At 67.4% G+C, this 25,545-nt stretch carries 27 protein-coding genes; 15 read left to right on the forward strand and 12 right to left on the reverse strand.

Going from position 1 to position 25,545, the window contains the following annotated elements:
- Positions 1 to 82: 82 nt before the first annotated feature.
- The 3 genes from C4N9_RS01690 to idi all read left to right on the forward strand — a co-directional run bounded on the left by C4N9_RS01690 (position 83) and on the right by idi (position 2,923).
- A complete protein-coding gene (locus C4N9_RS01690) occupies positions 83 to 991 on the forward strand; it encodes a CpsD/CapB family tyrosine-protein kinase (protein WP_109531547.1) in 909 nt (302 codons plus the stop codon).
- A gap of 15 nt (positions 992 to 1,006) precedes the next feature.
- Positions 1,007 to 2,311, forward strand: a complete 1,305-nt coding sequence (locus C4N9_RS01695; protein ID WP_109531548.1) for a GumC family protein — start codon at positions 1,007 to 1,009, stop codon at positions 2,309 to 2,311.
- 90 nt (positions 2,312 to 2,401) lie between these two features.
- Complete coding sequence (idi, locus tag C4N9_RS01700; protein ID WP_109531549.1) at positions 2,402 to 2,923, forward strand: isopentenyl-diphosphate Delta-isomerase; 522 nt, start codon at positions 2,402 to 2,404, stop codon at positions 2,921 to 2,923.
- Positions 2,924 to 3,148: 225 nt separating this feature from the next.
- Here the strand turns inward: idi and C4N9_RS01705 are convergent, their stop codons facing one another.
- The 3 genes from C4N9_RS01705 to C4N9_RS01715 are packed head-to-tail and all read right to left on the reverse strand — an operon-like array spanning position 3,149 to position 6,737.
- A complete protein-coding gene (locus tag C4N9_RS01705; protein ID WP_109531550.1) occupies positions 3,149 to 3,976 on the reverse strand; it encodes a hypothetical protein in 828 nt (275 codons plus the stop codon).
- Entirely contained in the window at positions 3,973 to 5,565 is a 1,593-nt protein-coding gene (locus tag C4N9_RS01710; protein WP_109531750.1) for an acyl-CoA synthetase, read from the reverse strand. Before C4N9_RS01710 ends, C4N9_RS01705 begins: the two co-directional genes overlap by 4 nt.
- Before the next feature lie 2 nt (positions 5,566 to 5,567).
- Positions 5,568 to 6,737, reverse strand: coding sequence for an acetyl-CoA acetyltransferase (locus tag C4N9_RS01715; protein ID WP_109531551.1), 1,170 nt, complete (start codon positions 6,735 to 6,737; stop codon positions 5,568 to 5,570).
- Between the two features lie 134 nt (positions 6,738 to 6,871).
- Here C4N9_RS01715 and C4N9_RS01720 point away from each other — a divergent pair, with 134 nt between their 5' ends.
- Entirely contained in the window at positions 6,872 to 7,837 is a 966-nt protein-coding gene (locus C4N9_RS01720) for a glycosyltransferase family 2 protein (RefSeq protein WP_109531552.1), read from the forward strand.
- 7 nt (positions 7,838 to 7,844) lie between these two features.
- Here the strand turns inward: C4N9_RS01720 and C4N9_RS01725 are convergent, their stop codons facing one another.
- The 4 genes from C4N9_RS01725 to C4N9_RS01740 all read right to left on the reverse strand — a co-directional run bounded on the left by C4N9_RS01725 (position 7,845) and on the right by C4N9_RS01740 (position 10,235).
- Positions 7,845 to 8,237 (reverse strand): MarR family winged helix-turn-helix transcriptional regulator, encoded by a 393-nt coding sequence (locus C4N9_RS01725; protein ID WP_109531751.1) that lies wholly within the window; start codon positions 8,235 to 8,237, stop codon positions 7,845 to 7,847.
- A 44-nt stretch (positions 8,238 to 8,281) separates the two neighbouring features.
- On the reverse strand, positions 8,282 to 9,127 hold the full coding sequence (locus C4N9_RS01730) for a carbon-nitrogen hydrolase family protein (protein WP_109531553.1): 846 nt from the start codon (positions 9,125 to 9,127) through the stop codon (positions 8,282 to 8,284).
- 4 nt (positions 9,128 to 9,131) lie between these two features.
- Complete coding sequence (gene grxC / locus C4N9_RS01735; protein WP_109531554.1) at positions 9,132 to 9,389, reverse strand: glutaredoxin 3; 258 nt, start codon at positions 9,387 to 9,389, stop codon at positions 9,132 to 9,134.
- Between the two features lie 66 nt (positions 9,390 to 9,455).
- A complete protein-coding gene (locus C4N9_RS01740) occupies positions 9,456 to 10,235 on the reverse strand; it encodes a ComF family protein (protein WP_245902420.1) in 780 nt (259 codons plus the stop codon).
- Between C4N9_RS01740 and C4N9_RS01745 the strand changes: the two genes are divergently transcribed.
- Both C4N9_RS01745 and hemH read left to right on the forward strand, forming a co-directional pair.
- Positions 10,234 to 11,094: a methyltransferase domain-containing protein gene (locus tag C4N9_RS01745; protein WP_109531555.1), complete on the forward strand. Its 861-nt coding sequence runs from the start codon at positions 10,234 to 10,236 to the stop codon at positions 11,092 to 11,094. The two genes, C4N9_RS01740 and C4N9_RS01745, sit on opposite strands and share 2 nt — an antisense overlap.
- 60 nt (positions 11,095 to 11,154) lie before the next feature.
- Positions 11,155 to 12,225 carry a ferrochelatase gene (gene hemH / locus C4N9_RS01750; RefSeq protein WP_109531556.1) on the forward strand — a complete coding sequence of 357 codons (1,071 nt, stop codon included), beginning with the start codon at positions 11,155 to 11,157 and terminating at the stop codon, positions 12,223 to 12,225.
- Between the two features lie 161 nt (positions 12,226 to 12,386).
- On the opposite strand, the gene C4N9_RS01755 is transcribed toward hemH, so the two are convergent.
- Complete coding sequence (locus tag C4N9_RS01755; RefSeq protein WP_109531753.1) at positions 12,387 to 12,569, reverse strand: hypothetical protein; 183 nt, start codon at positions 12,567 to 12,569, stop codon at positions 12,387 to 12,389.
- 149 nt (positions 12,570 to 12,718) lie between these two features.
- On the reverse strand, positions 12,719 to 13,330 hold the full coding sequence (locus tag C4N9_RS01760; RefSeq protein ID WP_109531557.1) for a L,D-transpeptidase: 612 nt from the start codon (positions 13,328 to 13,330) through the stop codon (positions 12,719 to 12,721).
- Between the two features lie 176 nt (positions 13,331 to 13,506).
- Here C4N9_RS01760 and dalA point away from each other — a divergent pair, with 176 nt between their 5' ends.
- Positions 13,507 to 14,097 (forward strand): divisome-associated lipoprotein DalA, encoded by a 591-nt coding sequence (gene dalA / locus C4N9_RS01765; protein WP_109531558.1) that lies wholly within the window; start codon positions 13,507 to 13,509, stop codon positions 14,095 to 14,097.
- A 4-nt stretch (positions 14,098 to 14,101) separates the two neighbouring features.
- On the opposite strand, the gene C4N9_RS01770 is transcribed toward dalA, so the two are convergent.
- Both C4N9_RS01770 and C4N9_RS01775 read right to left on the reverse strand, forming a co-directional pair.
- A complete protein-coding gene (locus tag C4N9_RS01770) occupies positions 14,102 to 14,608 on the reverse strand; it encodes a L,D-transpeptidase family protein (protein WP_109531754.1) in 507 nt (168 codons plus the stop codon).
- Positions 14,608 to 15,054, reverse strand: a complete 447-nt coding sequence (locus tag C4N9_RS01775) for an NUDIX hydrolase (RefSeq protein WP_109531559.1) — start codon at positions 15,052 to 15,054, stop codon at positions 14,608 to 14,610. Before C4N9_RS01775 ends, C4N9_RS01770 begins: the two co-directional genes overlap by 1 nt.
- A 114-nt stretch (positions 15,055 to 15,168) precedes the next feature.
- Here C4N9_RS01775 and hslO point away from each other — a divergent pair, with 114 nt between their 5' ends.
- From hslO to C4N9_RS01815, 8 genes are all read left to right on the forward strand, one after another.
- Positions 15,169 to 16,176 (forward strand): Hsp33 family molecular chaperone HslO, encoded by a 1,008-nt coding sequence (gene hslO / locus C4N9_RS01780; RefSeq protein ID WP_109531560.1) that lies wholly within the window; start codon positions 15,169 to 15,171, stop codon positions 16,174 to 16,176.
- Positions 16,160 to 16,759 (forward strand): CoA pyrophosphatase, encoded by a 600-nt coding sequence (locus tag C4N9_RS01785; protein WP_109531755.1) that lies wholly within the window; start codon positions 16,160 to 16,162, stop codon positions 16,757 to 16,759. Before hslO ends, C4N9_RS01785 begins: the two co-directional genes overlap by 17 nt.
- On the forward strand, positions 16,756 to 17,907 hold the full coding sequence (locus tag C4N9_RS01790) for a CCA tRNA nucleotidyltransferase (RefSeq protein WP_109531561.1): 1,152 nt from the start codon (positions 16,756 to 16,758) through the stop codon (positions 17,905 to 17,907). Before C4N9_RS01785 ends, C4N9_RS01790 begins: the two co-directional genes overlap by 4 nt.
- A 90-nt stretch (positions 17,908 to 17,997) precedes the next feature.
- On the forward strand, positions 17,998 to 19,845 hold the full coding sequence (locus C4N9_RS01795; protein ID WP_109531562.1) for an ABC transporter ATP-binding protein: 1,848 nt from the start codon (positions 17,998 to 18,000) through the stop codon (positions 19,843 to 19,845).
- Between the two features lie 82 nt (positions 19,846 to 19,927).
- Positions 19,928 to 21,757, forward strand: a complete 1,830-nt coding sequence (locus C4N9_RS01800) for an ABC transporter ATP-binding protein (RefSeq protein ID WP_109531756.1) — start codon at positions 19,928 to 19,930, stop codon at positions 21,755 to 21,757.
- Positions 21,757 to 22,179, forward strand: coding sequence for a VOC family protein (locus C4N9_RS01805; RefSeq protein WP_109531563.1), 423 nt, complete (start codon positions 21,757 to 21,759; stop codon positions 22,177 to 22,179). The genes C4N9_RS01800 and C4N9_RS01805 overlap by 1 nt, the downstream gene beginning before the upstream one ends.
- The gene (locus C4N9_RS01810; protein ID WP_109531564.1) at positions 22,176 to 23,393 is read left to right on the forward strand and encodes a class I SAM-dependent RNA methyltransferase; all 1,218 of its coding nucleotides are present in this window, start codon (positions 22,176 to 22,178) and stop codon (positions 23,391 to 23,393) included. Before C4N9_RS01805 ends, C4N9_RS01810 begins: the two co-directional genes overlap by 4 nt.
- A gap of 19 nt (positions 23,394 to 23,412) precedes the next feature.
- Entirely contained in the window at positions 23,413 to 24,210 is a 798-nt protein-coding gene (locus tag C4N9_RS01815; protein ID WP_109531565.1) for an ion transporter, read from the forward strand.
- Here C4N9_RS01815 and C4N9_RS01820 read toward each other — a convergent pair.
- Positions 24,192 to 25,397 (reverse strand): PP2C family protein-serine/threonine phosphatase, encoded by a 1,206-nt coding sequence (locus tag C4N9_RS01820; protein ID WP_109531566.1) that lies wholly within the window; start codon positions 25,395 to 25,397, stop codon positions 24,192 to 24,194. The two genes, C4N9_RS01815 and C4N9_RS01820, sit on opposite strands and share 19 nt — an antisense overlap.
- Positions 25,398 to 25,545 lie beyond the last annotated feature (148 nt).

Here is a 25,545-nt window from a genome sequence, read left to right on the forward strand (position 1 = left end):
GCTTCCCCGTCACCTTTTCGAAGAAATGGTATAGAGAGCACGCAGCGCCGGTTCCGACCGGCCGCGCGCCAGAGGGTCAGGTATGGTCAACACGCGTATTCTGGAAGAGCGCCTTGGCTGGCGCGCCACCGAGGACGGCGAGGCGCCGACACCGCCAAGCCGCGCCATCGGCCACCAGCCGATGCTGCAGGGCCGGGTCGACAGCGCCACGCGCGGACGCGGGCGCCGCGTGGGCCCCAGCCGCCTGAACCGCAAGACCGAGGCCGAGGAAGCCTGGGCCACGATCCCCGTCATTCTGGACGATCCCGACCGGCTGGCCGCGCGCGGCCACGCGCCGTCGATCGCGCGCGGTTCGGCGGCGGCGGCGGCGATGGACCAGCTGCGCACGCAGATCCTACGGGTGATCGACGACAAGGGGCTGCGCCGGATCGGCATCACCTCTCCCTCGCGCGGCGCCGGGCGCAGCTTCGTCGCTGCCGGACTGGCGGCCAGCATCGCCCGGCTCGACGCCATGCGCGTCATGCTGATCGATTCCGATCTGGAATATCCGGGCCTTGCCGATCTTCTGGACCTGGACGCGCCCGGCCCGCTGGAAGCGGTGCTGTCCGAACAGGTTTCCCCTGAGGAACAACTGCGCCGCGTCGGCGGCGACGATCACGGCGGGCTGGCGCTGGCGCTGAATTCGGCCCCTGTGGTTCAGGCGGCCGAGCGGATGATGATGCCCGAGGCAATCCTTGCCCTGCGCGCGATGATCGACTGCGTGGCGCCCGACGTGGTGATCCACGACCTGCCGCCGCTTCTGAACGATCCCGTCGCCCCGGCGTTGCTGTCGCAGCTGGATGCGGTGCTGCTGGTGGCCGACGGCAAACGCTCGACCGCGCAGGACGTGCTGGAATGCGAGCGCGTGCTGGAAGGTCAGGTGCCGCTGCTGGGCGTCGTGCTGAACAAGTCCGAAGACCGCGATCCGCGCCGCACGCGCGGCCGCCACTGAGAGGGGGGCCGCCGGATGGGACCGATCCAGAACTTCCACGAATTCACAAGCTGGCTGCGCCGCCGCTGGCGCATCATGGTGCTGCTGACGGTGATCGGCGCGCTGGGCGGCATCATCATGGCGCTGCAATCCGAACGGATCTATTCCGCCAGCGCGGTGATCCAGGTGATCAACCCGGTGATCGTCGCCAGCAGCGAGGACGACACCGCCGCCGCCCCCGATGTCACCCGCCGGGTGCAGATGATCGAACAGCGGCTGATGTCGCGCGAGGCGCTTCTCGACCTCGCCCAGCGCTACAACCTGTTCGACGGCGCGCCTCTCAGCCCGGTCGAACAGGTCGCGCTGATGCGTCAGAGCTTCTCGATCACCTCGATCGCCGCCGCGCAACAGGGCTTTTCGCGCGACGGTTCGCTGTCGGCGCTGATCGTCTCGGCCTCGGATGCCGATCCCGAAACCGCCGCCGCGATCGCCAATGAGCTGGCCGACCAGCTGGTCGAACAATCGGTCAGCGCGCGCCAGTCGAACGCCCAGCAGGCGCTGGTCTTCTTCGAAGCCGAAGAGGCGCGGCTGGAAGAGGCGATCTCGTCGCTGGAAGACGACATCGCCGATTATCGCTCGGAAAACGAAGCCTTCCTCGCCGATTCCGTGGCGCTGCGCCGGACCGAGCGCAGCAGCCTGACCAGCGCCCTGCGCGACCTGCAGGCCGATCTGAGCGCGCGCCGCAGCGAGCTCGACTCGCTTGATGTGGATTCGACGCGGATCGTCGTGCAGCGACAGGTCGAGGCGCTGCAGATCGAGATCGAGCAGCTGGAACAGCAGGAAACCGAGATGCGCGCCCGGATCGCCGAGATTCAGGACATCCTGACCCGCGCCCCGGTCTACGAACAGCAGGTCACGGCGATGAACCGACGGATGGAACAGCTGCAGGCGCAGCTGACCGCCGCTTCGGACCGCCGCCGCGAGGCCGAGCTGAGCGCGCGGATTGAAGACGACCAGCAGGCCGAGCGGTTCGAATTGCTCGAACGCGCGCTGGTTCCGGAATTCCCCGTCTCGCGCAGCCGCAAGATGATTGCCGCGCTGGGTCTCATTGCCGGGATCGGTCTGGGCGTGATGCTGGCCTATGCGATGGAATGGCTGCAGCCGGTGATGCGCACCGCGCAGCGGATGGAGCGCGACCTGCAACTGCGGCCCGTCGTGTCGATCCCCTATTCGATGCCCGTGCGCGAGCGGCGGCGCCGGCAGGCGATTTGGGGCTTCGGCACGCTGGCGCTGATCCTCGCCGGGCTGGGCGTGGCGCTGACCCTGTCGGGGGCGATCTGACCCCTGGATGTCGCGCCCCGTCTGTCACAGACCTCTTCCACTGACCCCCGCCTTGACGATAGAAGCGCGCAGGGCCTTGGAAGGATCACGATGGCGCAGGACATTCCCGTCTGGATCGACGCGCAGCTGCAACCGATGGACAAGCTCGAAGTCCATCGCCGCGGGCTGAAGCACCCGGCGGTGTCGGTCTTCGTGGTGGCCGGGGGCAAGCTGCTGATCCAGCAGCGCGCGCTCGAGAAATACCATACGCCGGGCCTGTGGGCGAATACCTGCTGCACCCATCCCTTCTGGGACGAATCCCCCGCCGATTGCGCCACGCGCCGGCTGGCGCAGGAGCTGGGGCTCGACGGCGTCGCGCTCGAGCATCGCGGCGTGGTCGAATACCGCGCACAGGTGGGCAACGGGATGATCGAGCACGAGGTCGTCGACCTGTTCCTGGGCCAATGCGACACGCAGCCCGCCCTGAATCCCGACCCCGCCGAGGTGAACGCCGTCCGCTGGATCGACCCCAGGGATCTGCGCTCCGAGATCGCCGCCTTCCCCGGGCGTTTCACCCCCTGGCTGCGGGTCTACCTGTCCGAGCATGCCGACCTCGCGCTCGCCGGGCTGTAAGCGAGAGGAAGCAGGGGGGCTTTGCCCCCCTCGGCCTGCGGCCTCACCCCCCAGGATATTTGTGGAACAAAGATTCGCGCTTTTGCTCCGCGTTGACAACCAGGGGTCATTCTGACCCCGATCGAAGACGGCGGCGGCGCGATCCGTATCAGGGGCGCACCGTTCCGTGCGTCTTTGTTCTCTAAATATCCCGGGGGTCCGGGGGCAGCGCCCCCGCCTTTCGGCTCACCGCCCGACAAGCAGAAATTCGGCGGTGATGCAGATCCCGTTAACCCCCCGCTCGACCCGGCCACGATGGCGCAGGGATCCAAGCGTGACGAGGTCGATCTCGATCTCGGCCACACCGCCCGAAAGGCGACCCTCGGTCACCAGAAATTCGGTGGCGTGGCTGTCGATGCGGGTCTGCCCCTGAAGCTTGGGATGAACGAGCGAGCCAAGTCCCAGGATCCGCGCCTCGCCAAGCCCCGCAGCGGTGGCGGCAGTTTCGAGCGCGCTCAACAGGTCCTGATTGGGCCGCAGCGTGACCAGTGCCGCGTTGGGATCCGGGCGGGGCCCGACCGCGCGCGGCTGGAAGAGCGGGAAGGCGGTTTCCGGGTCGGGTTCCACGTCGAGCCTTGCGCCCCGGATGCCCCAGCCCTGCGCCGTTGCCGGCCGCGACAGGTGGCTCTCGAACGGCAGGACATGGCCGAAATCCGGGCCGCTCCAGCCCGGCGCGGCAAAGCGGCCATGGCCGTGGATCCATGGCCCGCCCTCTTTCCGGCCGACATGCATCCCCAGATGCCGGATCGTCCCTGCGCCCATCCGGAAAGGGCCGGCATACCAGGCGGCATGGGTGCCCGTCGGGTCCTCGCCCGGGATGACGAAGTCGAGATTGGCCAGCGGGGCCACCGCGATCTCCAGCCACCCGCCATCGTAATCGGCCAGCGCCAGCGCCGCCGATTGTGCCAGCGTATCGGCGGGCGGCAGGGTCACGGTGACCGGCTCGGCATGGCACGGGACCAGCGCGTAGCGGTCGGGGGCGGCGGGTCCGGGATGGGTCAGGGTGGCGATCATTCGGGCGGGATCTCGCCGCGCGCCTGAAGCGTTTCGCGGATCATCTTCTTGGTGATCTTGCCATAGGCGGATTTCGGCATCTCGTCCCAGAACACGACGTGCTGCGGCAGCTTGTAGCGCGCGAGCTTGTCTCCCAGCCATGACAGCAGCTCGGCCGCCTCAACGGGATCGCTGCATACACAGACCGCCATGCCCACCTCGCCCCATTTGCGGTTCGGCACGCCCAGCACGGCGACCTCGCCGATGGACGGGTGCAGCAGGATCTTTTCCTCGATCTCGCGCGGATAGATGTTCGAGCCACCCGAGATATACATGTCCGAGGCCCGCCCGGTCAGGTAAACGAAGCCCTCGTCATCCATATGGCCGAGATCGCCGGTCAGGAACCAGCCGTCCTTGAAGCTTTTGGCGTTGGCGTCGGGGTTGTTGAAATAGCCCGCGAAGACGGCGGGACCGGTGGCGCAGATCTCGCCGGTCTCGAAGGGCGCGCATTCGCTGCCGTCCTCGCGCCGGATCGTCACCTGCATGCCCGTGCGCGCGAAACCGCAGGTGCCCAGCTTCATCTCGCCCGTGGAATGGTGCACGGGGGGCAGGACGGTGATATTGCCCGTCACCTCGCCCAGCCCGAAATATTGCACCAGGACCGGTCCCAGCTTTTCAAGCGCGGTGATTTGATCGGCGCGGTACATCGGCGCGCCCGCGTAGATCACGTAACGCAGGCTGGAATGGTCGTGCTGATCGACCGCCGGGTGTTCGACCAGCAGTTTCACGATCGTGGGCACGGTAAACATGTTGGTCACGTGGTGCTTTTCCACCAACGCCCAGATCTCGGCCGGGTCCAGCTTCGCGCCCGTGGGCAGGATCGAGGGCACGCCATGCGCGACCTGAGCCAACTGGTGGATACCCGCGCCGTGGCTCAGCGGCGCCACGACCAGCGACGCATCCTCGGTGCCCCAGTCGGGGCCGGTTCCGGGCATCAAGTCGCACAGGTGGTTCGTCACGACAAACCCCATCTGGCCATGCGTCAGCACGGCGGCCTTGGGGCGGCCCGTCGTGCCCGAGGTGAAAAAGAACCAGCAGGGATCGTCGCGCTGCACGGCGGCAGCGGATCGGGCCGCGCCGAGATAGGGGGCGATCAGCGTTTCGTAATCCTCGGCGACATCGCTTTCACCGATGGCGATGGTGAAATCGAGATGCGGGGCGCAGGCCCGGGCATGGGCCGCGAACTCGGCCCCGACCAGCATGCCGCGCGCCTGCGAGGACTGGGCAAGGAAGGCCACATCCTCGGGCGTCTGGCGGAAATTGGCGGGGACCCAGACACAACCCGCGCGCCAGCAGCCGAACATCGCTTCGAACATCTGGTTGTTGTTGGCCGACTGGACGAGGATACGGTCGCCCTTTTGCACGCCGAAACGGTCGATCAGCGCCTCGGCAAAGGCCGCCGCGCGCTGTTCCATCTGCGCCCATGTCCAGCTTTGCTCGCCCCAGATGAAGCCCGGCCTGTCGGGATGACGGCGGGCCACATCGGTCAGGAAATGCGACAGGTTCATCACCCGGGTCGAGACCGGGGCGATGCCTTGGGACAGGTCCAGCCTCACCTGACGCGCTCCAGGATCGAGCAGTAATTCGCGACGGCGACGCCGCCCATGTTGAACACGCCCGCGACCTGCGCGTCGGGCACCGCCATCTCTCCCGCCTCGCCCGCCAATTGCATCGCCGCCATGACATGCATCGACACGCCGGTCGCGCCGATCGGGTGGCCCTTGGATTTCAGCCCGCCCGAAGGGTTCACGGGCAGTTTGCCGTCCTTGGCGGTCAGCCCCTCGCGGATCACGCGGTGGCCCTGTCCGCGTTCGGCCAGGCCCATCGCCTCGTATTCCAGCATCTCGGCCACGGTGAAACAGTCATGCGTTTCCACCAGTGACAGGTCGTCCAGCGTCAGACCCGCCTGATCCAGGGCGCCGGACCACGCCTTGCGGGCGCCCGCGAATTCCAGCACGTCGCGTTTCGACATCGGCAGGTAATCATTGGCCTGCACCCGGCTCCGGAAGGCGATGGCGCGTTTGAGGTCCTTTGCCGTTTCCTCATCCGCCAGGACAAGGATCGCGGCCCCGTCCGAGACCAGCGAGCAATCGGTACGGCGCAGCGGGCCCGCGACATGGGGGTTCTTGTCGGACGGCGTGTTGCAGAAGTCGAAGCCGAAATCCTTGCGCATATGCGCGTAGGGATTGGCCATGCCGTTCTTGTGGTTCTTGGCCGCGATCATCGCCAGCGCGTCGGACTGATCGCCGTAGCGCTGGAAATAGCTCTGGGCGATCTGGCCGAAGAGACCGGCGAAACCGGCGGGCACATCGGCCTCTTCCTTGACATAGGACGCGCCCAGCAGGATGTCGCCCACCTGCGGCGTGGGGGTGGCGGTCATCTTTTCCGCGCCGACCACCAGCGCGATGCGGCCCCGGCCGGATTCGATGAAATCCATCGCGCCGTACAGCGCGGCCGAGCCCGTGGCGCAGGCATTCTCGTAGCGGATCGCCGGGGTGTAGCGCAGCGCCTCGTCGGCCAGCGCGACCAGGGCGCCCTGGAAATCCTGCCGCGAGAAGCCGCCGTTGAAGACGCCCACGAAGATGCCGTCGACGGCGCTGGCCTCGACGCCCGCGTGGTCCAGTGCGGGGGCAAGGATACCGGCGATCAGGCTTTCGGTATCGGGGGCGTCGGCCTTGCCGAACGGGCTGTGGCTCCAGCCGACGATCTGTGCGCGGGGCATGGGGGATCCTCCTGTTCCTCGGCAAGAATGCAACACATCCCCGGCGCCTTGCACAGAGGGAACGTGCAACAATCTTGCGTACTGGACACCCAACCCCGCGCTTTCGTAATCCCATAGGGAACGAGGGGCCCCCGATGAAACGCGCCAGAGCTTTGCCCAAGATCGATGCCGTGGTCATCGGCCGGAACGAAGGCGCGCGGCTTGTCGCCTGTCTCGATTCGCTGGCGGGTCATGTCCGGCGGGTGGTCTATGTCGATTCCGGCTCGACCGACGGATCGCGCGAGCGGGCTCTCGAACGCGGCGCCGAGCTGGTCGAGCTGGACCTGTCGAAGCCCTTCACGGCGGCGCGGGCGCGCAATGCCGGGCTGAAGCGGCTGGCGCAGGAGCCGCCCGATTACGTGCAGTTCGTCGATGGCGACTGCATCCTGCGCGACGGCTGGATCGGACGGGCGGTCAGCTTCCTGTCCGAGAACCTGCGCGCGGCGGTGGTCTGCGGGCGGCGGCGCGAGCAGAAGCCCGAGGCGAGCGTTTTCAACCGGCTGATCGACGCGGAATGGAACACGCCCGTGGGTCAGGCGCTGGCCTGTGGCGGGGATGCGATGATGCGCTATCAGGCCGTCAGCGCGGTGGGCGGCTACCGCGACGACCTGATCGCGGGCGAAGAACCCGAGCTGTGCCTGCGGCTGCGGGCGCGGGGCTGGACGATCTGGCGCATCGATGCCGAGATGACATGGCACGATGCCGATATCACCCGCTTCGGCCAGTGGTGGAAACGGACCGAGCGCGCGGGCCATGCCTTTGCCGAAGGCGCGGCGCGGTTCTCGACCCGCCAGCAGCCGCATTGGCGGGCCGAGGCGCGGCGGATCTGGATCTGGGGCCTGTGGCTGCCCGCGCTGATCGTCGTGGGTGCGCTGATCCATCCCGCGGCCTTGCTGCTGGCGCTGATCTATCCGCTGCAGGTCCTGCGGCTGCAGCGGCGGCTGGGCTGGGCCGGGGCTGCGTTCAACGTGCTGGGCAAATTCCCCGAGGCCTTGGGCGCGCTGCGATTCTATTCCCGGCGCTGGCGCGGCGGACCGGCAAAGCTGATCGAATACAAGTAGCGCGCGCTCAGTCGTCGCGTTCCAGTTCAAGCCGCAGGTCGCGCAGGACCGGCAGCGTGGCCCGCAGTTTCTCGATGCCGATCTTGTTGGCCAGCTTGCCGATCACCGGCGCGATGGCCTGAAGGGCCGCATCGCGCGCCTGACGCCCCGAGGGCGAGATCGACACGAATTTCCGCCGCGCATCGTCCCAGTCGGGGCGGATATGGATATGCCCGGCCGCTTCCAGCTTGGACAGCGTGTTGGTCATCGCCCCGCGGGTGACGTGGAACGATTTTGCCAATTGCGCGGGAGTGCGCTCTTCCTGTTTGCGGGCCAGGTGGTTGAGCACGCTGAAATGCGACAGTTCCATGCCCTTCGGCAGCACCTTGGACAGCCGCGCGCGCGCCAGCTGGTCGGTCATGAAGAGTTCCGCGAACAGCGGGACCGCAAGCTCGTCGGCGGGCTTCACGCGGGGGTCTCCGGTGCGGCATAGGGCCGGTCATGGGTCAGCGAGGGGACGCGGGCGCGGGCTTTCTCGACCTCGGCCATGTCAAGATCGGCGAAGATCACGCCCGGCGCGGTGCCCGCATCGGCCAGAACCTCGCCCCAGGGTGCCACGGCCAGTGCATGACCATAAGTGGCGCGCTTTCGGCCGGTGGTCTGCGGATGCTCCCCGGTCTGGGCGGGGGCCAGCACGTAGCAGCCGGTTTCGATGGCGCGGGCGCGCAGCAGCGTTTCCCAATGCGCCTCGCCCGTCACCGGGCTGAAGGCGGCAGGCACGGTCAGCACCTGCGCCCCGGCCTTGGCCAGCGCGCGGTAGAGATGCGGGAAGCGGATGTCGTAGCAGACGCTCAGGCCCAGCGTGGCGAAATCCGTTTGGGCGGTCACGGCCCGGTCGCCGGGACGGATCCCGTTCGATTCGCGGTAGGTTTCGGTTTCCGAGACCTGCACGTCGAACAGGTGGATCTTGTCATAGCGCGCGGTGACGGAACCGTCGGGGCCGATCAGGACCGAGCGGTTGGCAAAGCGTGGGTCGCTATCGTCGCCGGTCTTGACGATGACCGACCCCGCCAGCAGCCAGATCCTGGCGCGCGCGGCCTCGTCGCGCAGCATGGCCAGCACCGGATCCTCGTCTTCAAGCCCGAGGACCTGTTGCTGATGCTTGCGGTCGGCCGAGATGCAATTGGTGCATTCGGGCGTCAGAACGAAGCCCGCGCCCCCCGTCACCGCCGCGCGCACGGCTTCGCGCACCGGGCCCACGTTGTCGGCGGGCCGGTCGCCCACGCTCAGCTGCAGCAGACCCGCGCGCACCGGATCAGCCCGCCAGAAGCGGATCGAGCCCGCCCTGCCGGTCGAGCGCGTGCAGCTCGTCGCTGCCGCCGATATGGCGGTCATCGATGAAGATCTGCGGCACCGTGCGGCTGCCCTTGGCGCGCTCGATCATCGCGGGCTTGATCGAGGCGTCGCTCATCACGTCGTATTCGGTGAACTCGACGCCTTTCTTGGTCAGAAGCCGCTTTGCCGCGTGGCAATAGCCGCAGAAGGGCGAGGTGTAGATTTCGACCTTGGCCATGATACATCCTTTCGCGTTTGCACAGGATGTAATGCGCCGGGGGGGTGATGTGAACCGCGAAGGCGCTCAGGTCGCGGTATTGAGACCATCCTCATGCACGACGCGGGCCAGAACGACCACATCGACATCGTCCGCGCCCGCCGCGAAGCACGCCTCGGACGCCGCCGCCAGCGTCGCCCCCGAGGTCATCACGTCATCGACCAGCAGGATATGCCGCCCGGCGATCCGCGCCGCGCGCGAAGGACGGGCGGCGATGGCCTGCCGCAGATTGTCGAACCGCGCGGCGCGGCTGCGTCCGTCCTGAATCGCCGTGGCGCGGGTTCGGATCAGCAGGTCGGGGCAATGCGGGCGCTCCAGTGCCTGGGCCAGCCGGGCGGCCAGCAGCGCGGACTGGTTGTAGCGGCGGCGGAACAGGCGGTAGCGATGCAGAGGCACGGGGGCGATCAGCGTGTCGGGCCGGATCAGCGGCGCGGCGGCACGGGCCATCCAGTGCCCGGCGGGACGGGCGATATCGTGCCGGTCGCCGTATTTCAGCGCCAGCACCATCTTGCGCGCCACCGCGCCGTAGACCAGCGGCGCGCGCCCATGGCTCCACGGCCGGGCGATGTGGCGGCAATCGTCGCACTGCACCGGCGCCTCGTCCCGCGCGCCCGGCAGGGGAACGGCGCACAGATCGCAGGCCAGCCCGGTGATGAAGGGCGTCTCGGCCCAGCAGGCGGGGCAAAGCGTGCCGGGTTCGGTCACCGCCGCGTCGCAGGTCAGGCAACGCGGCGGGTAGAGCACGTCGAGCAGCGCGCGCATCCCGCGCTTGACTTCGCCGCCCCGCAGGCCAAACACATCCGACATGACGACCTCTGCCCCCCCTGCCCTGACCGACCGAGCGGCGCTGGCGCGATTCCGCGCCCGCGCCCTTCGCGACCCCGCGCTGTTCCTGCACGAGGATATCGCCGACGAGATTCAGGAAAGACTCGCCGAGGTTAACAGAACGTTTACGGCGCCCGCCGTCGTGACCCCCTTCCCCGAGCTGTGGCGCACCCGTCTGCCCGGTGCGGTGATCGTGCCCGACGCGCCCGTGCTGGCGCTGGAGCCCGGCGCGCATGACGTGGTGATCCACGCGCTGGCGCTGCACTGGGCCGACGACCCGCTGGGCCAGATCATCCAGAGCGCCCATGCGCTGAAGCCCGACGGGCTGTTCATCGGTGCGCTGTTCGGGGGCCAGTCACTGCACGAATTGCGCGCGGTGATGGCGCAGGCGGAAAGCGAGGTGACGGGCGGGCTGTCGCCGCGCGTGCTGCCGATGGGCGAAATCCGCGATCTGGGCGCGCTGTTGCAGCGCGCGGGGCTGGCGCTGCCGGTGGCCGACAGCTTCTCCCGGCAGGTGCTGTACCGCGACCTGCTGCATCTGGTGCGCGATCTGCGCGCGATGGGCGAGGTCAACGCGATGGCGGGCCGTCACCGGCGGATGATGCCGCGCGCCCTGCTCATCCGCGCCGCGCAGCTTTACCACGAGGGTTTCGCCGATGCCGACGGACGGCTGTCCGCCACGGTCGAAACGCTGATGCTGACGGGGTGGAAACCCGCCGAGGGCCAGCAGCAGCCCTTGCGCCCCGGCTCGGCCGCGCAGAGATTGGCGGATGCGCTGGGCACGCAGGAGACCGGACTGGAACCTGCGCCCATTGCCGCACCCCGGCCTTCAGACGACTGACCGCCATTGACCGGCGCGACCGACCCGCTAGGTCACAAGCGCATCGCCAGAGGATTCCGCATGAACGACAGCCAAGGCTCCCTTTCCGCAGGCACCCGCCCCGACCATGCGCCCGCCGATCATCCGCGCATTCCGGCGCCGAAGCTGGGCGTGCTGATCGCCAATCTGGGCACGCCCGACCATTACGATTACTGGTCGATGCGGCGCTATCTGGGGGAATTCCTGTCGGACAAGCGGGTGATCGATATTCCGAACTGGAAATGGCAGCCCTTGCTGCAGCTGATCATCCTGACCAAGCGGCCTTTCACCTCGGGCAAGAACTACAAATCGATCTGGAATCACGACAAGGGCGAAAGCCCGCTGATGACGATCACCAAGGCCCAGACCGAGGCGCTGGCGCAACGGATGGAGGGCATGTTCGGCGATCAGGTCATGGTCGATTTCTGCATGCGCTACGGCAATCCCTCGACCCGAAGCGTGGTCGACCGGATGGTGAAGGCGGGTTGCGAGAAGATCCTGTTCTTCCCGCTTTACCCGCAATATGCGGGCGCAACGACCGCGACTGCGAATGATGAATTCTTCCGCGCGCTGATGAAGCAGAAGCGCCAGCCCGCCGCGCGCACCGTGCCCGCCTATTTCGACAGCCCGCATTACATCGAGGCGCTGGCGCAGTCGGTCGAGCGGGCCTATGACGCCGCCCCCGAGCGCCCCGAGCTGCTGATCGCCAGCTATCACGGCATGCCCAGGCGCTACCTGATGGAGGGCGATCCCTATCACTGCCAGTGCCAGAAAACGACGCGCCTGTTGCGCGAGCGGCTGGGCTGGGGGGCTGATTCGATCCACACGACCTTCCAGTCGGTCTTCGGGCGCGAGGAATGGCTCAGGCCCTACACGGTCGAGCATGTGGCCGAGCTGGCGAAGTCCGGCGTGAAGCGGATCGCGGTCGTGGCGCCCGCCTTCAGCGCCGATTGCATCGAGACGCTGGAGGAGATCGAGGGCGAAATCCGCGAGGCGTTCGAACACGCGGGCGGTGAAAGCTTCACCTATATTCCCTGCCTGAACGACGACCCGCTGCACATGGACGTGCTGGCGCATCTGGCGGCCGAGAACCTGTCGGGCTGGACCGGCTGAGGCGCGCCTCATTCTGCAGTGCAGAAAAAAGCGAGGCCCGGCTGGGGATTACCCGCCGGGCCTGACGCAAGTTCTGGGTCCGGAACCACCATTGCGGCGCCCCGGAAAACCGAAAGGGGTCAGGCAAGCCTGACCCCTTTGGTTTGGATCGCGTGAGCGGATCAGCTCGCCAGAGCGGCGACGACGATCAGCAGCAGCAGCGGAACCACGATGCCGCCAACCGACGACGACGAGTGGGCCACAACGACTTCCGGCTCGACGTAGGGCGCCGGCTCAACGTAGCCGGTGGCCATAGCAGCGGTGCCGGCGACGGCCATCAGGCCAGCGAGAGCGAGTTTCTTCATGTTAACCTCCAGTATTCGCATGCCCCTGTTTTTGTTTGAGGACAGGAACATGCACCCAAGACGATACCTCGTACCCGATCTGAAAGCAGTTTGCGCGCTCAATTGCAACGGGGCACGTGAGGCTTTTCGCGCGGTTCGCGGCGATGTCGTCAAATTAGCAACACCTGCGTTCCGACCCGTGCGAAGGAATAAAGCTCTGCAATATGCTCATTGTAGAGGCCGATACAGCCGCTTGACGAACGGCGTCCGATCTTGCGCGTGTCATGGGTGCCATGGATGCGGTAGAACTGCCAGCTGAGATACAGCGCATGGGTCCCCAGCGGGTTGTCGGGCCCGGGCGGCACATAGGGCGGCCATTCCGGATAGCGTTCCAGCATCGACGGCGTCGGGCGCCAGTCGGGGCCCAGCACCTTGCGCACGACCTCGGTGCGGCCACGGCGGGTCAGCTCGTCCGTCATCGGCACGGACGACGGATAAATGCGGTAGGTGCCGCCGTCCTCGGACCAGAAATGCACGCAGCGGCTGATCGTATCGGCCAGAATCGCCCCCCCTTGCAGCGACGAGAAGTGATCGCGCCATTCCAGCGTGCGGAAGCTCGAGATATTGCGCGGGGTTTCCTGCCGGATGTCGGATTCCATCTCGGTGGAATTGTCCAGCGCGCTCTGGGCATCGGCACGGGAGGCACCAAACCCGGCCCCCAGCATAGCGGAACCCAGAAGAAGACCGCGACGGGAGACCCGCGCGAGGGGATTTTCTGACATGGGATAAGCCTCGACTGCTCTTATATTTTTTTGAATATATACCGCGAATCGCCCTTGTTCGCAACGCTCACGGCGCCGCCCGGCTTCCATCGCGCGCGGTGTTGATCGCCTTGGGGTTTGAGTTCGCGGGGGGAATTGGCTATGCCAAGACCGGCTCGCATTATGGCAGGACCCCGATGACCGGACGCGCCCTTATCGCTGTTGTCGCTCTTCTGGCGCTGGCCGCCTGTGGCGCGCCGCCGCCGCCCGCCGCCACGCTGGGGCCGGACGGGCGTCCTGTGCAGACGATCTATGCCATCAATTCCGCCGATATCCCCGAGATCCAGGCCCGCCTGCGCGACGCGCTGAACACCGTGCGCCAGCAGCAGGGGCGGATGCCGGTCGAGTTCGACGTCAACCTGACCTCGGCCGCGGCGACCCATGCGCGCGACATGTCGGTGCAGGCGCGGGCCTGGCATTTCGGCTCGGACGGGTCGTCGCCGATCGACCGGGTGCGCAGGCTGGGCTATGGCGGCTATTTCATCGGCGAGGCGGTGTCGGAGACCTATGAAACCGAGATCGAGACGCTGACCGCCTGGCTGTCGCAGGAAGACACGCGGCAGATCCTGTTGGACCCGCGTGCGACCGATCTGGGTTTCGCGTGGCATCAGGATCCGAACGGCAAGCTGTGGTGGGTGATCGCGCTGGGCGCGCGGACCGTCCCGGCAGGCGCGGCGCAGACGATCGAGCAGCAGGCGCCGGTGGCCGATACAAGGCCCAACCGCTAAACCCTTATGCTGTCAGGACAATCCGCGTGCCGTTCTCGACCATGGCGTAGATCTCTTCGATCTGGCGGTTGGTCACGGCGATGCAGCCATTCGTCCAGTCCCCGCGCCGGTAGCGGCTGAACCGCGAGCGCGTGCCGGTGCCGTGGATGAAGATGTCCCCGCCCGGATCCTGCCCTGCTGCCTGCGCCCGCGCCCGGTCTTCGGCATTGGGGTAATCCAGACCCAGCGACAGGTGGAAGGCGCTGTTGGGGTTGCGCCGGTCGATGGTGTAGACGCCTTCAGGCGTGCGCATGTCGCCCTCGAACTGCTTGTGCCCCACCGGGTTGGCACCCAGCGCGATATCGTAGGTTTCAAGCCGTGTGGCGGCGGACCACAGCTCCATCCGGCGCTCGGCCTTGTGCACGCGGATCTCTGTCACGGGCGGGCCGTCATAGCTGCGAAAGCGCGATCCGCCCGCGCAGGCGGCGAGCGGCAGGGCGGCGGCACTCAGCAGCAGGTTGCGGCGGGCGATCACGCCAGCCACCGGATCGCACGGGCCACGAAGGCGGCGTCGCCGTCATTGCCGACGATCTCGGCAGCCTCGGACGGATCGACCCAATGCGCGGAATGGCCCGGCTCCGTCGGCGGGCCCAGCGGGCGCACGGGGAAGGCCAGGTAGATCATGCAGACCTTTTCGGCCCACAGATCGTATTCGGGCATATAGGTGAAGCGGCGGAAGGTGCCCATCCGGCGCGGGGCGGCGATGCGCCAGCCGGTTTCCTCGTACACCTCGCGGTGAAGGGCCTGAACCGGGCTTTCACCGGGGTCGATTCCGCCGCCCGGAAGTTGAAATTCCGGCCAGGGTTCAAGCTGATGGGTCAGAAGTACCTGCCCCCCGCGCCACAGGACGCCATAGGCGCCCGCCCGGCGGGTATAGCGGCGCCCGGCCTCGGGCGCCGGTCCAAATCGCGGGTTCATACCCGTCTCCTGTTCGTTGCTCGCAAGAGGCGAATCAGTATTGCCCCTTGGCCCTGCGCCAAGGATTCCTATATGACGGCCTCAAAACCAAGCCCCTTACGTGAAGGTTCCAACATGACCCTCGGTGCGCAAATCGCCTGGGACGATACGATCCTGCCTTTCCAGCTGGACAAGGCCGACGTGCGCGGACGGGTCGCGCGCGTGGATGGCGTTCTGGATACCGTGCTGTCGCAGCACAATTATCCGGCTCCGATCGAAGATCTGGTGGCCGAGGCCGCCCTGCTGACCGCGATGATCGGCCAGACGCTGAAACTGCGCTGGCGGCTGTCGCTGCAGGTGCGGGGCAAGGGCGCGGCCCGGCTGATCGCGACCGATTACTACGCCCCCGCCCATGAGGGCGCGCCCGCGCGGATCCGCGCCTGGGCCAGCTACGATGCCGAGCGGCTGGAGCTGGATCAGGACGGGTTCGGGCAGATCGGCGAAGGCTACCTGGCGATCATCATCGACCAGGGCGAGGGGATGCAGCCCTATCAGGGGATCACGCCCATCGCCGGCAAATCGCTGTCGGATTGCGCCGAAGCCTATTTCGCCCAGTCCGAGCAGCTGCCGACGCGGTTTTCCACCGCGTTCGGGCGGTCGATCCTGACCGGGCAGGATGAGCGCTGGCGCGCGGGCGGCGTGATGCTGCAGCACATGCCCAAGGCCAGCCCTCATGCGCAGGGCGGGGCGACCGGCGATGACGGTCTTCTGCACGCGCGCGATCTGGTCGAGGGTGAAGATGCCGAGAACTGGAACCGCGCCAACGTGCTTCTGGACACGGTGGAAGAGCTGGAGCTGATCGGACCGTCGGTGCACCCGACCGACCTGCTGATCCGGCTGTTCAACGAGGAAGATCCGCGCGTCTTCGATCCGCAGCGGATCGAATTCGGCTGCTCGTGCTCCGAGGACAAGGTGCGCCAGTCGCTGTCGATCTATTCGGCCAAGGACATCGCGCACATGACCACGGACGAGGGCACGGTAACCGCCGATTGCCAGTTCTGCGGCGCGCATTACGTTCTGGACCCGAAGACCGTGGGCTTCGAGGCGGAAAAGTCCGGGACCGATGATGGTGACGCGCAATGAGCTGATCCGCAGGTTGCGGGCCGCGCTTGATGGCGACGGCCCGCAATCGAGCGATTTCGACCTGAACCCGCAATTCCGGCCCAAGGGTCTGAAGCTGCGCCCCGCTGCGGTGCTGATCGCGCTGGTCGAGCGGCCCGAGGGCTGGTGCGTGATCCTGACGATGCGCGCCTCGACGCTGAAGCATCATCCGGGCCAGATTGCTTTTCCGGGCGGCAAGGTCGATCCGGGCGATGCCGGCCCCGAAGCCGCCGCCCTGCGCGAGGCGCAGGAAGAGGTGGGGCTCGATCCCGCGCAGGTGACGGTGCTGGGCACGATGCCGCCGCATGAAACCGTCACCGGCTTTACCGTCATTCCCTTCCTGGCCGTGGTCGAGGGCGATTTCACCCCCGTCTGCGAAGAGGGCGAAGTGGCCGAGGCATTCTTCGTGCCGCTGTCGCATCTGCTGGACGAAGGCGCCTATTCCATCCAGCGCCGCCAATGGCTGGGCCAGTGGCGCAGCTACTTCACCGTGCCATGGGGTCCCTATTACATCTGGGGCGCAACCGCCCGGATGCTACGTGCGCTGGCGGCGCGGATGGCATGAGGGTTTCGGGCGAGTGGCTGGAGAAACCCGGCACGCAGGCGGTGCTGTCCATGCTGACGGGGGCGGGGCACCATGCGCTGGCGGTCGGCGGTTGCGTTCGCAACGCGCTGCTGGGCGTGCCGGTCACGGATGTGGACATCGCCACCGATGCCCTGCCCGAGAGGGTGATGGAGCTGGCCCGCGCGGCGGGGCTGAAACCTGTGCCGACGGGCATCGCCCATGGCACGGTGACGGTGGTCTCGGACGGCGAGGGCTACGAGGTCACGACCTTTCGCCATGACGAGGAAAGCTTCGGCCGCCATGCCCGCGTGAGTTTCGGCGCGACGCTGGAACAGGATGCGGCGCGGCGCGATTTCACCATGAACGCGCTTTATGCCGATGCTTCGGGCGCCGTTGTCGATCCTTTGGGCGGATTGCCCGACCTGCAGGCGCGGCGCCTGCGCTTCATCCGTGATGCCGATGCCCGCATCCGCGAGGATTACCTGCGGATCCTGCGCTTCTTTCGCTTCCACGCGCAATACGGCGACCCCGAACAGGGCCTTGATCCCGATGCGCTGGCGGCCTGCGCAGACCATGCCGACCAGCTGGGCACGCTGTCGGCCGAGCGGATCACCGCCGAGCTGAAAAAGCTGCTGGCCGCGCCCGATCCCGCGCCTGCTGTCGCGGCGATGGCGCAGGCGGGGGTTTTGCGGCAGGTGCTGCCCGGTGCGCAGGCGCAGGCCCTGCCGGTTCTGGTGCATCTGGAAGGCGACAAGCCCGGCGGATTCCTGCGGCGGCTGGCGGTTCTGACCCCGGATATCGGCACATTGCGGCTGTCCAAGGCCGAGGCGCGCGATTTCGACAAGCTGCGCGCGGCATTTTCCGGCATGGACAGCCCTGCCGCCCTGGGCTGGACGCTGGGCCTGCGGCTGGGAACGGATGCACTGCTGGGCCGCGCCGCGCTGCTGGAAACGCCGCCCGCGCCCGATTGGCGCGCCGGGGTGATGCGCGGGGCGCAGGCGGATTTTCCGTTGAAACCCAAGGATCTGATGCCGATGCTGTTGGGTCCGGCGCTGGGACTGGCGCTGTCGCGGGCGCAAAAGCACTGGCTGGAACACGATCTTCAACCCACGCGCGACGAGCTGTTGGCGCTTCTGGGGCTGGCCTGACCCCGCTTCGCGGCCTAGATTGCCCTTCGCGTGTGAAGCAACACACGCGCTTTCATTCCGACAGAAGCCAAGACAACCGGGGCGCGCACCGTGTTCAGATTCTTTGAAAACCTGGTCGACCCCTATGTCGCCTATACCGAGACCGACACCCCGCCCCGGCGGCTGTGGCCCTTCATGGCGGGCTACGCGCGGCCCTTCCGCAAGGTCTTTGCCGTCACGACGTTCTTTTCGGTCACCATCGCCTTCATCGAGATCGGGCTGCTGTGGTACCTGGGCCGGCTGGTCGATCTGCTGGACGAGACCGGGATGCAGAGCTTCTGGGCCGAGCACTGGCACGAAATGGCGGCGGCGGCCCTGTTTCTGCTGGTGCTGCGGCCGGTGCTGCAGTTTCTCGATGTCGGGCTGATCAACAACGCGATCATGCCCAATTTCGGCACGCTGATCCGCTGGCGCGCGCATCGCCATGTGCTGCGGCAATCGGTGGGCTGGTACGAAAACGATTTCGCCGGGCGGATCGCCAACCGCATCATGCAGACCCCGCCCGCGGCGGGCGAGGCGGTGTTCCAGATCTTCGACGCGCTGACCTTCTCGATCGCCTATATCGTCGGCGCGGGCGTGCTGCTGATGGGCGCGGATCTGCGGCTGGTGCTGCCGATGATCCTGTGGCTGCTTCTGTACATGGCCTTGCTGCGCTGGACGATCACGCGGGTGGGCCCGGCCTCCAAGGAGGCATCGGATGCGCGCAGCGCGGTCACCGGGCGGGTGGTCGATGCCTATACCAATATCCACTCCGTCAAGCTGTTCGCGCAGCAGGACCTGGAAACCGATTACGCCCGCGAGGCGATCGAGTACGCGCGCGAGACCTTCCAGAAGGAAATGCGTATCTTCACGGTGATGGACCTGTGCCTCGTGGCGCTGAACGGCTTCCTGATCGTCGCCGTGGTCGGCTGGTCGATCTGGCTGTGGTCGGTGGGCTCGGCCAGCGTGGGGATCGTCGCCGCCGCCTCGGCGCTGGTGCTGCGTCTGAACGCGATGACCGGCTGGATCATGTGGGCGGTGTCGTCTTTCTTCCGCAATCTGGGCGTCGTGGCCGAGGGGATGGAGACCATCGCCCAGCCGATCACCCTGACCGACGCGCCGGATGCCAGGCCGCTCGATTTCCGCGAAGGGCGGATCGAGATTAAGGGCGTCAGCCACCATTACGGGCGCGGACAGGGCGGGCTGGATCATCTGAGCCTGACCATCGCGCCGGGTGAAAAGATCGGGCTGGTCGGGCGCTCTGGTTCGGGGAAATCGACGCTGGTGAAGCTGCTGTTGCGGTTCTACGACCCCGAGGGCGGGACGATCCGCATCGACGGGCAGGACATCACGCGGGTGACGCAGGACAGCCTGCGCGCGCGGATCGGTATGGTGCAGCAGGATACCGCGCTGCTGCACCGCTCGGTGCGCGAGAACATCCTCTATGGCCGCCCCGGCGCGACCGAGGCCGAGATGATCGCCGCCTGCGACCGCGCCGAGGCGTCCGGCTTCATCGCCAGCCTTGCCGATGCCGAGGGGCGGCAGGGTTTCGACGCCCGCGTCGGCGAGCGCGGGGTGAAGCTGTCGGGCGGTCAGCGCCAGCGGATCGCCATCGCGCGGGTGATCCTGAAGGACGCGCCGATCCTCGTGCTGGACGAGGCGACCTCGGCGCTCGACAGCGAGGTCGAGGCCTCGATCCAGGAGACGCTTTACGGGATGATGACCGGCAAGACGGTGATCGCCATCGCGCACCGGCTGTCGACCATCGCGCAGATGGACCGGATTGTGGTGATGGATGACGGCAAGATCGTCGAAGAGGGAACGCATGCCGCGCTTCTGGCGCAGGGCGGGCTTTATGCCGGGTTCTGGGCGCGGCAATCGGGCGGGTTCATCGGCACCGAGGACGACGCAGCGGAATGAGGGAGGACCGGGGGCGCTGCCCCCGGACCCCCGGAGTATTTGAGGCAGAATGAAAGGGCGCGGGATCGGCCGCGCGACAGGCATGGCGATTTCGACCCTGATCCAGCCCTTCCGCCCCGCCGAGGGCGCCCCGCCCCGCACGCTTTGGGCGTTCATCCGTTGGGCGCTGAAGGGCGCGTGGCCGGGGATCAGCCTGGCCACGGTGATCTCGGCGCTGGGCGGCGCGACCGAGGTGATGACCGCCTGGGTGCTGGGCGCGGTGGTCGATGCCGCGACCTCGGGCGACGCGCTGGGCTTTTTCGCCGAGAACTGGGCCCTGCTGACGATCTTCGTGGTGTTTTTCCTGGCGGTGCGGCCCTTGGCCTTCGGGCTGAACAGCGCGGCGAATTTCATGATCATCGCGCCCAATATCGACCCGCTGATCCTGTCGCGGCTCAATCGCTGGTCGATGGGGCAGGACATCAACTTCTTCGACAACGATTTCGCCGGGCGGATCGCGCAGAAACAGGTGCAGACCGCCCGCGCACTGACCGAAGTGGTGAGCGAATCGATCAACACCGTGGCGTTCGCCCTGTCCTCGGTCGCGGGGTCGGTGGCGCTGATGGCGGCGATCGACTGGCGGCTGGGTCTGGGCCTGGCGATCTGGGCCGCGGGCTATCTGTTCCTGATCCGGTCCTTCATTCCGCATATCCGCAAGCGCGCCGCCGCGCGGGCGGGGGCGCGGGCGCAGGTGACGGGGCAGGTCGTCGACACGATCACCAATATCCGCACCGTGAAGCTGTTCGCCCATGCACGGTTCGAAGACAGCAACGCGCTGGATGCGATGGGCCATTACCGCGAGAAGGTGCTGGCTTTCGGCAAGCTGTCAGCGATGTTCCGCGTCTCGCTGATGCTGTTCGCCGGGCTGTTGCCCGTGGGGCTGGTGGGCGGCACGCTGTGGCTGTGGTCGGGCGGCATTGCCTCGACCGGGGATATCGTCGCGGCGGGCTCGGTGGCGATCCGGCTGGCGCAGATGACCGGCTGGGTCAGTTTCACGCTGATGGCGATCTATGCCAATATCGGCGAGGTCGAGGACGGGATGCGCACGCTGGCCGTCGAACACGCGCTGACCGATGCCGAGGACGCGACCGAGATGCCGCCGGTTCTGGGCGAAATTGCGTTCGACGACGTGAGCTTTGCCTATGGGCGTCGCACCGGCGGGGTGGAAAAGCTGGACCTGACGATCCGCCCGGGCGAGCGGATCGGCATCGTGGGCGCCTCGGGCGCGGGGAAATCGACGCTGGTGTCGCTCCTGTTGCGGCTCTACGACACCGAGCGCGGCGCGGTGCGGATCGACGGGATCGACGTGCGCGATGTCACGCAGGAAAGCCTGCGGCGCCAGATTGGCATGGTCACGCAGGACACGGCGATGTTCAACCGGTCGGCGCGCGACAACATCCGCTACGGGCGCCCCGATGCCAGCGAGGCCGAAGTGATCGCCGCCGCCCAGGCCGCCGAGGCGCATGAATTCATCGCCACGCTGCGCGACAATGCCGGGCGCAAGGGCTACGACGCGCAGCTGGGCGAGCGCGGGGTGCGGTTGTCTGGCGGGCAGCGGCAGCGGATCGCGCTGGCGCGCGCGTTTCTGAAGGACGCGCCGATCCTCGTGCTGGACGAGGCGACATCGGCGCTCGACAGCGAGGTCGAGGCGGCGATTCAGGAGACGCTTGATCAGATCATGGCGGGCAAGACGGTGCTGGCCATCGCGCACCGGCTGTCGACCATCGCGCGGATGGACCGGATCATCGTGCTTGACGCGGGCCGCGTGGTCGAGGAAGGCACGCATGACGAATTGCTGGCGCGCGAGGGGCAATATGCCCGGTTCTGGCAACGCCAGTCGGGCGGGTTCCTGGGAATGGACGAAGACGCATGATGGATCTGGAGACGGTCGACGCAGCCACCTTCGGGCGCAGCCTGACGGGGCTGGGCGTGAACCTGCTGACCCGTGACGTTCGCGGGCTGGCGGGGTTCCTGTCGGGCGTCTTCGGGCTGTCGGCGCACCGGCTGTCCAAGGATTTCGCGCTGATCCGGCATGGCGAGGTGCTGATCCAGCTGCATTCCGACGGCACGTTCGGCGCGCATCCGCTTCTGGGCCTGTTGCCCGAAAGCCCGCCGCGCGGGGCCGGGGTGCAGCTGTATCTGTTCGGGCTGGACCCGGACGCGTGCTGCGCGCGGGCCGATGGCTTTGGCGGCACGGTGATCGAAGAGCCGCGCGACAAGCCGCATGGCCTGCGCGAGGCGGTGATCCTGTCGCCCGAGGGCTATGCCTTTTCCCCGGCGAGGCCCAGCGCATGATCACCGTCGAACGTCTGAATACCCGCGCCGAGGGCGTGGGCGGCGGTGTCAGCGTGGCGCGCGCCTTGCCCGGCGAGGTGGTCGAGGGCACGCCCGAGGGCGGGCGCATCGCGCAGCCGAAGATCCTGACCCCCGCGCCCGAGCGCGTCGCCGCGCCCTGCCGGCATTACAAGGCCTGCGGCGGCTGCGCGTTACAGCATGCTTCGGACGCGTTCGTCGAGACCTGGAAGACGGATGTCGTGCGGCAGGCGATGGCCGCGCAGGGGATCGACGCGCCGATCCGGGGAATCCATACCTCGCCGCCGCGCTCGCGCCGGCGGGCGGTGCTGGGCGGGCGGCGGTTGAAATCCGGCGCGCTGGTCGGGTTCCATGCGCGCGCCTCGGACAGCGTGACGGCGATCCCCGATTGCCTGCTGCTGGACCCCGCACTGATCGCGGCGATTCCGGCGCTGGAGGCCCTGGTGGCCGAGGGCGGCTCGCGCAAGGGCGAGATGCGGCTGGCAGTGACGCTGTTCGAACAGGGGATCGAGGTGTCGGTCACCGAGGGCAAGCCCTTGGACAAGGCGCTGTCGCTGTCGTTGCCGCAGATCGCCGGGCAGTTCGGGCTGGCCCGGCTGGCCTGGAACGGCGAGGTGCTGCTGCAGGAAGAGCCGCCGGTGCTGCGCATGGGGCGCGCCCGCGTCTCGCCGCCGCCGGGCGCGTTCCTGCAGGCCACGCCGCAGGGCGAGGCTGCGCTTCTGGATTGCGTGACCGAGGCGGTGGGCGACGCGAAGCAGGTGGTCGACCTGTTCGCGGGCGCGGGCACCTTCACGCTGCCGCTGGCCGAACGGGCCGAGATACACGCCGTCGAGGGTTACGCGCCGATGCTGGCCGCGATGGACCGGGGCTGGCGCAATGCGCAGGGGCTGAAACGGGTCACGAGCGAGACGCGCGACCTGTTCCGTCGCCCCCTGATGCCCGATGAGCTGAAACGCTTCGACGCGGTGGTGATCGACCCGCCGCGCGCGGGGGCCGAGGCGCAGGTGGCCGAGCTGGCGAAAGCCGCGGTGCCGGTCATCGCGCATGTGTCCTGCAACCCGGTGACCTTTGCGCGCGACGCGAAAACGCTCATCGCGGCGGGCTACCGGCTGGATTGGGTGCAGGTGGTGGACCAGTTCCGCTGGTCTGCGCATGTCGAGCTTGCGGCGCGGTTTTCGCGGCCCCATATGGGCTGAAACACCGCCGGATCCCTGTATGAGCCTTCGCGACCGCCTTCAATCCATCCTTGCCCGCCCGATGGTGAGCAATGCTATCATCGTCGTCATCCTGATCAATGCCGTTGTGCTGGGGATGGAGACGTCCGCGCCGCTGATGGCGAAGTTCGGCCCGCTGATCGTGGCCATCGACACCGCCTGTCTTGCGATCTTCGTGGTCGAGCTGCTGGCCAAGATGTATGTCCAGCGGCTGGCTTTCTTCCGCAACGGCTGGAACCTGTTCGATTTCGTCATCGTCGGGATTTCGCTGGTCCCGGGTGGGCACACGCTCAGCGTTCTGCGCGCGCTCAGGGTCCTGCGTCTGCTGCGCGTGATCTCGGTCGCGCCGGCCCTGCGCCGGGTGGTCGAGGGCTTCGTGCGGGCGATCCCGGGCATGGGCTCGGTCATCGTGCTGATGGGGATGATTTTCTACATCTCGGCGGTGCTGGCCACGCAATTGTTCGGTCCGGGCTTTCCCGAATGGTTCGGGGATCTGGGCGCCTCGACCTATTCGCTGTTCCAGATCATGACGCTGGAAAGCTGGTCGATGGGCATCGTTCGCCCGGTGATGGCGGTCTATCCCTATGCCTGGGCATTCTTCGTGCCCTTCATCCTGATCACCACCTTCGCAGTGGTGAACCTGCTGGTGGGCCTGATCGTCAACTCGATGCAGGATGCCCATAACGAGGAAAGCAGCGCGCGCACGGACGAATACCGCGACGAGGTGCTGTTGCGGCTGAAGGCGATCGAAGCGCGGCTCGAGGCGCGCGAGCGGACCGATCACAGCCCGAAGCCGTAATCGAACAGCGCAAGGCTGATGTCGTCGGGGAAATCGTCGTTGCCGTGCCAGCGGCCCAGTTCCCAGATCAGCGCGGTCAGCAGGTCGGCACCCTGCAGCCCGGCCAGCCCGCGCAGGATGCGTTCCAGCCCCGCCTGTCCCAGTTCGATGCCCTGCGGATCGGGGCATTCCGTGACCCCGTCCGACACCAGAAGCAACCGCTCGCCCGGTCTGAGCGTGGTTTCGATCCCCGACCAATGCGCGCTGTCCAGAAGCCCGATGGGCAGTCCCCCGTCGCCCAGCGCGGTGAAACTGCCGTCCTCATGCAGGATCAGCGGATGCGGATGGCCCGCCTGCACCAGCCGCACGCGGCCATTCGCGCGGTCGATCTCGGCATAGGCCAGCGTCAGGTAGCGTTCGGTGTCGATCTGCGTCAGCAACATCCGGTTCAGCACGACGGCGACCTGGGCCGGGGGCCGGCCGATCGGGCCGTGCGGCGTGGCGACGATGGCGATGTTCTGGCCGGGCTGATTGCTGGACAAGGACCCCGACAACCGCGCGGTCAACAGCGCGGACGCAACGCCGTGCCCCGACACGTCGAAGGCGTATAGCCCCGTCACGCCGGGCGAGATGTCGAAGAACCCCACCATGTCGCCGCCGACATGCCCCGACGAGCGCAACAACAGGTTGATGCGGCCCTCGTCATAGACATGCTCGCTGTCGCGCAGCAACGATTGCTGCAAGGCGCGCGCTTCGTTCAGATCGCGGTTGAGGGAATCGTGGACCGCGCGAAGCCGGTCGAGCGCTTCGGTCAGCAGCGCGTTGTTTCCCCGCAGCGCCCGCTCCATGGCCAGCACCCGGTCGCCCGCGTTGATCCGCGCGCGCAACTCGTCGGCGGCCGGCGGCTTGGTCAGGAAGTCGTCGGCACCGACATCCAGCCCTTCGGCCACCGCGCCCTTGTCCGATTTCGACGTCAGAAGGATGAAATAGACATAGCGGTCCGAGGGCATCGCGCGCAGGGCGCGGCAGAACTCGATCCCGGTCATGCCGGGCATCATCCAGTCCGACAGCACAAGGTCGATATCGACCTGCGCGCAGAGATCCAGCGCCTCGGCCCCGGACGAGGCATGGAAGATGGTCAGGTCCTGATCCCTGAGCCCGGCTTCCAGCACCAGGCGCTGCGCGCGCGAATCATCGACGATCAGCACGTTGCGAATCGCACGCCCGGCCCCGGGCAGACCGGCGGAAGAGGACGCGGCATCCGGTCCGGACGGGCGCGTCTGGTTCGATGGTGTGGCAAATGCGGACAAACGGCACCCAAGGTTTCGGTTGCCGCCACGGTGGAATGTAATACCT

Origin of the sequence: Pararhodobacter marinus (assembly GCF_003122215.1) — a bacterium.
In the GTDB taxonomy this organism is placed as follows: Bacteria; Pseudomonadota; Alphaproteobacteria; order Rhodobacterales; family Rhodobacteraceae; genus Pararhodobacter; species Pararhodobacter marinus.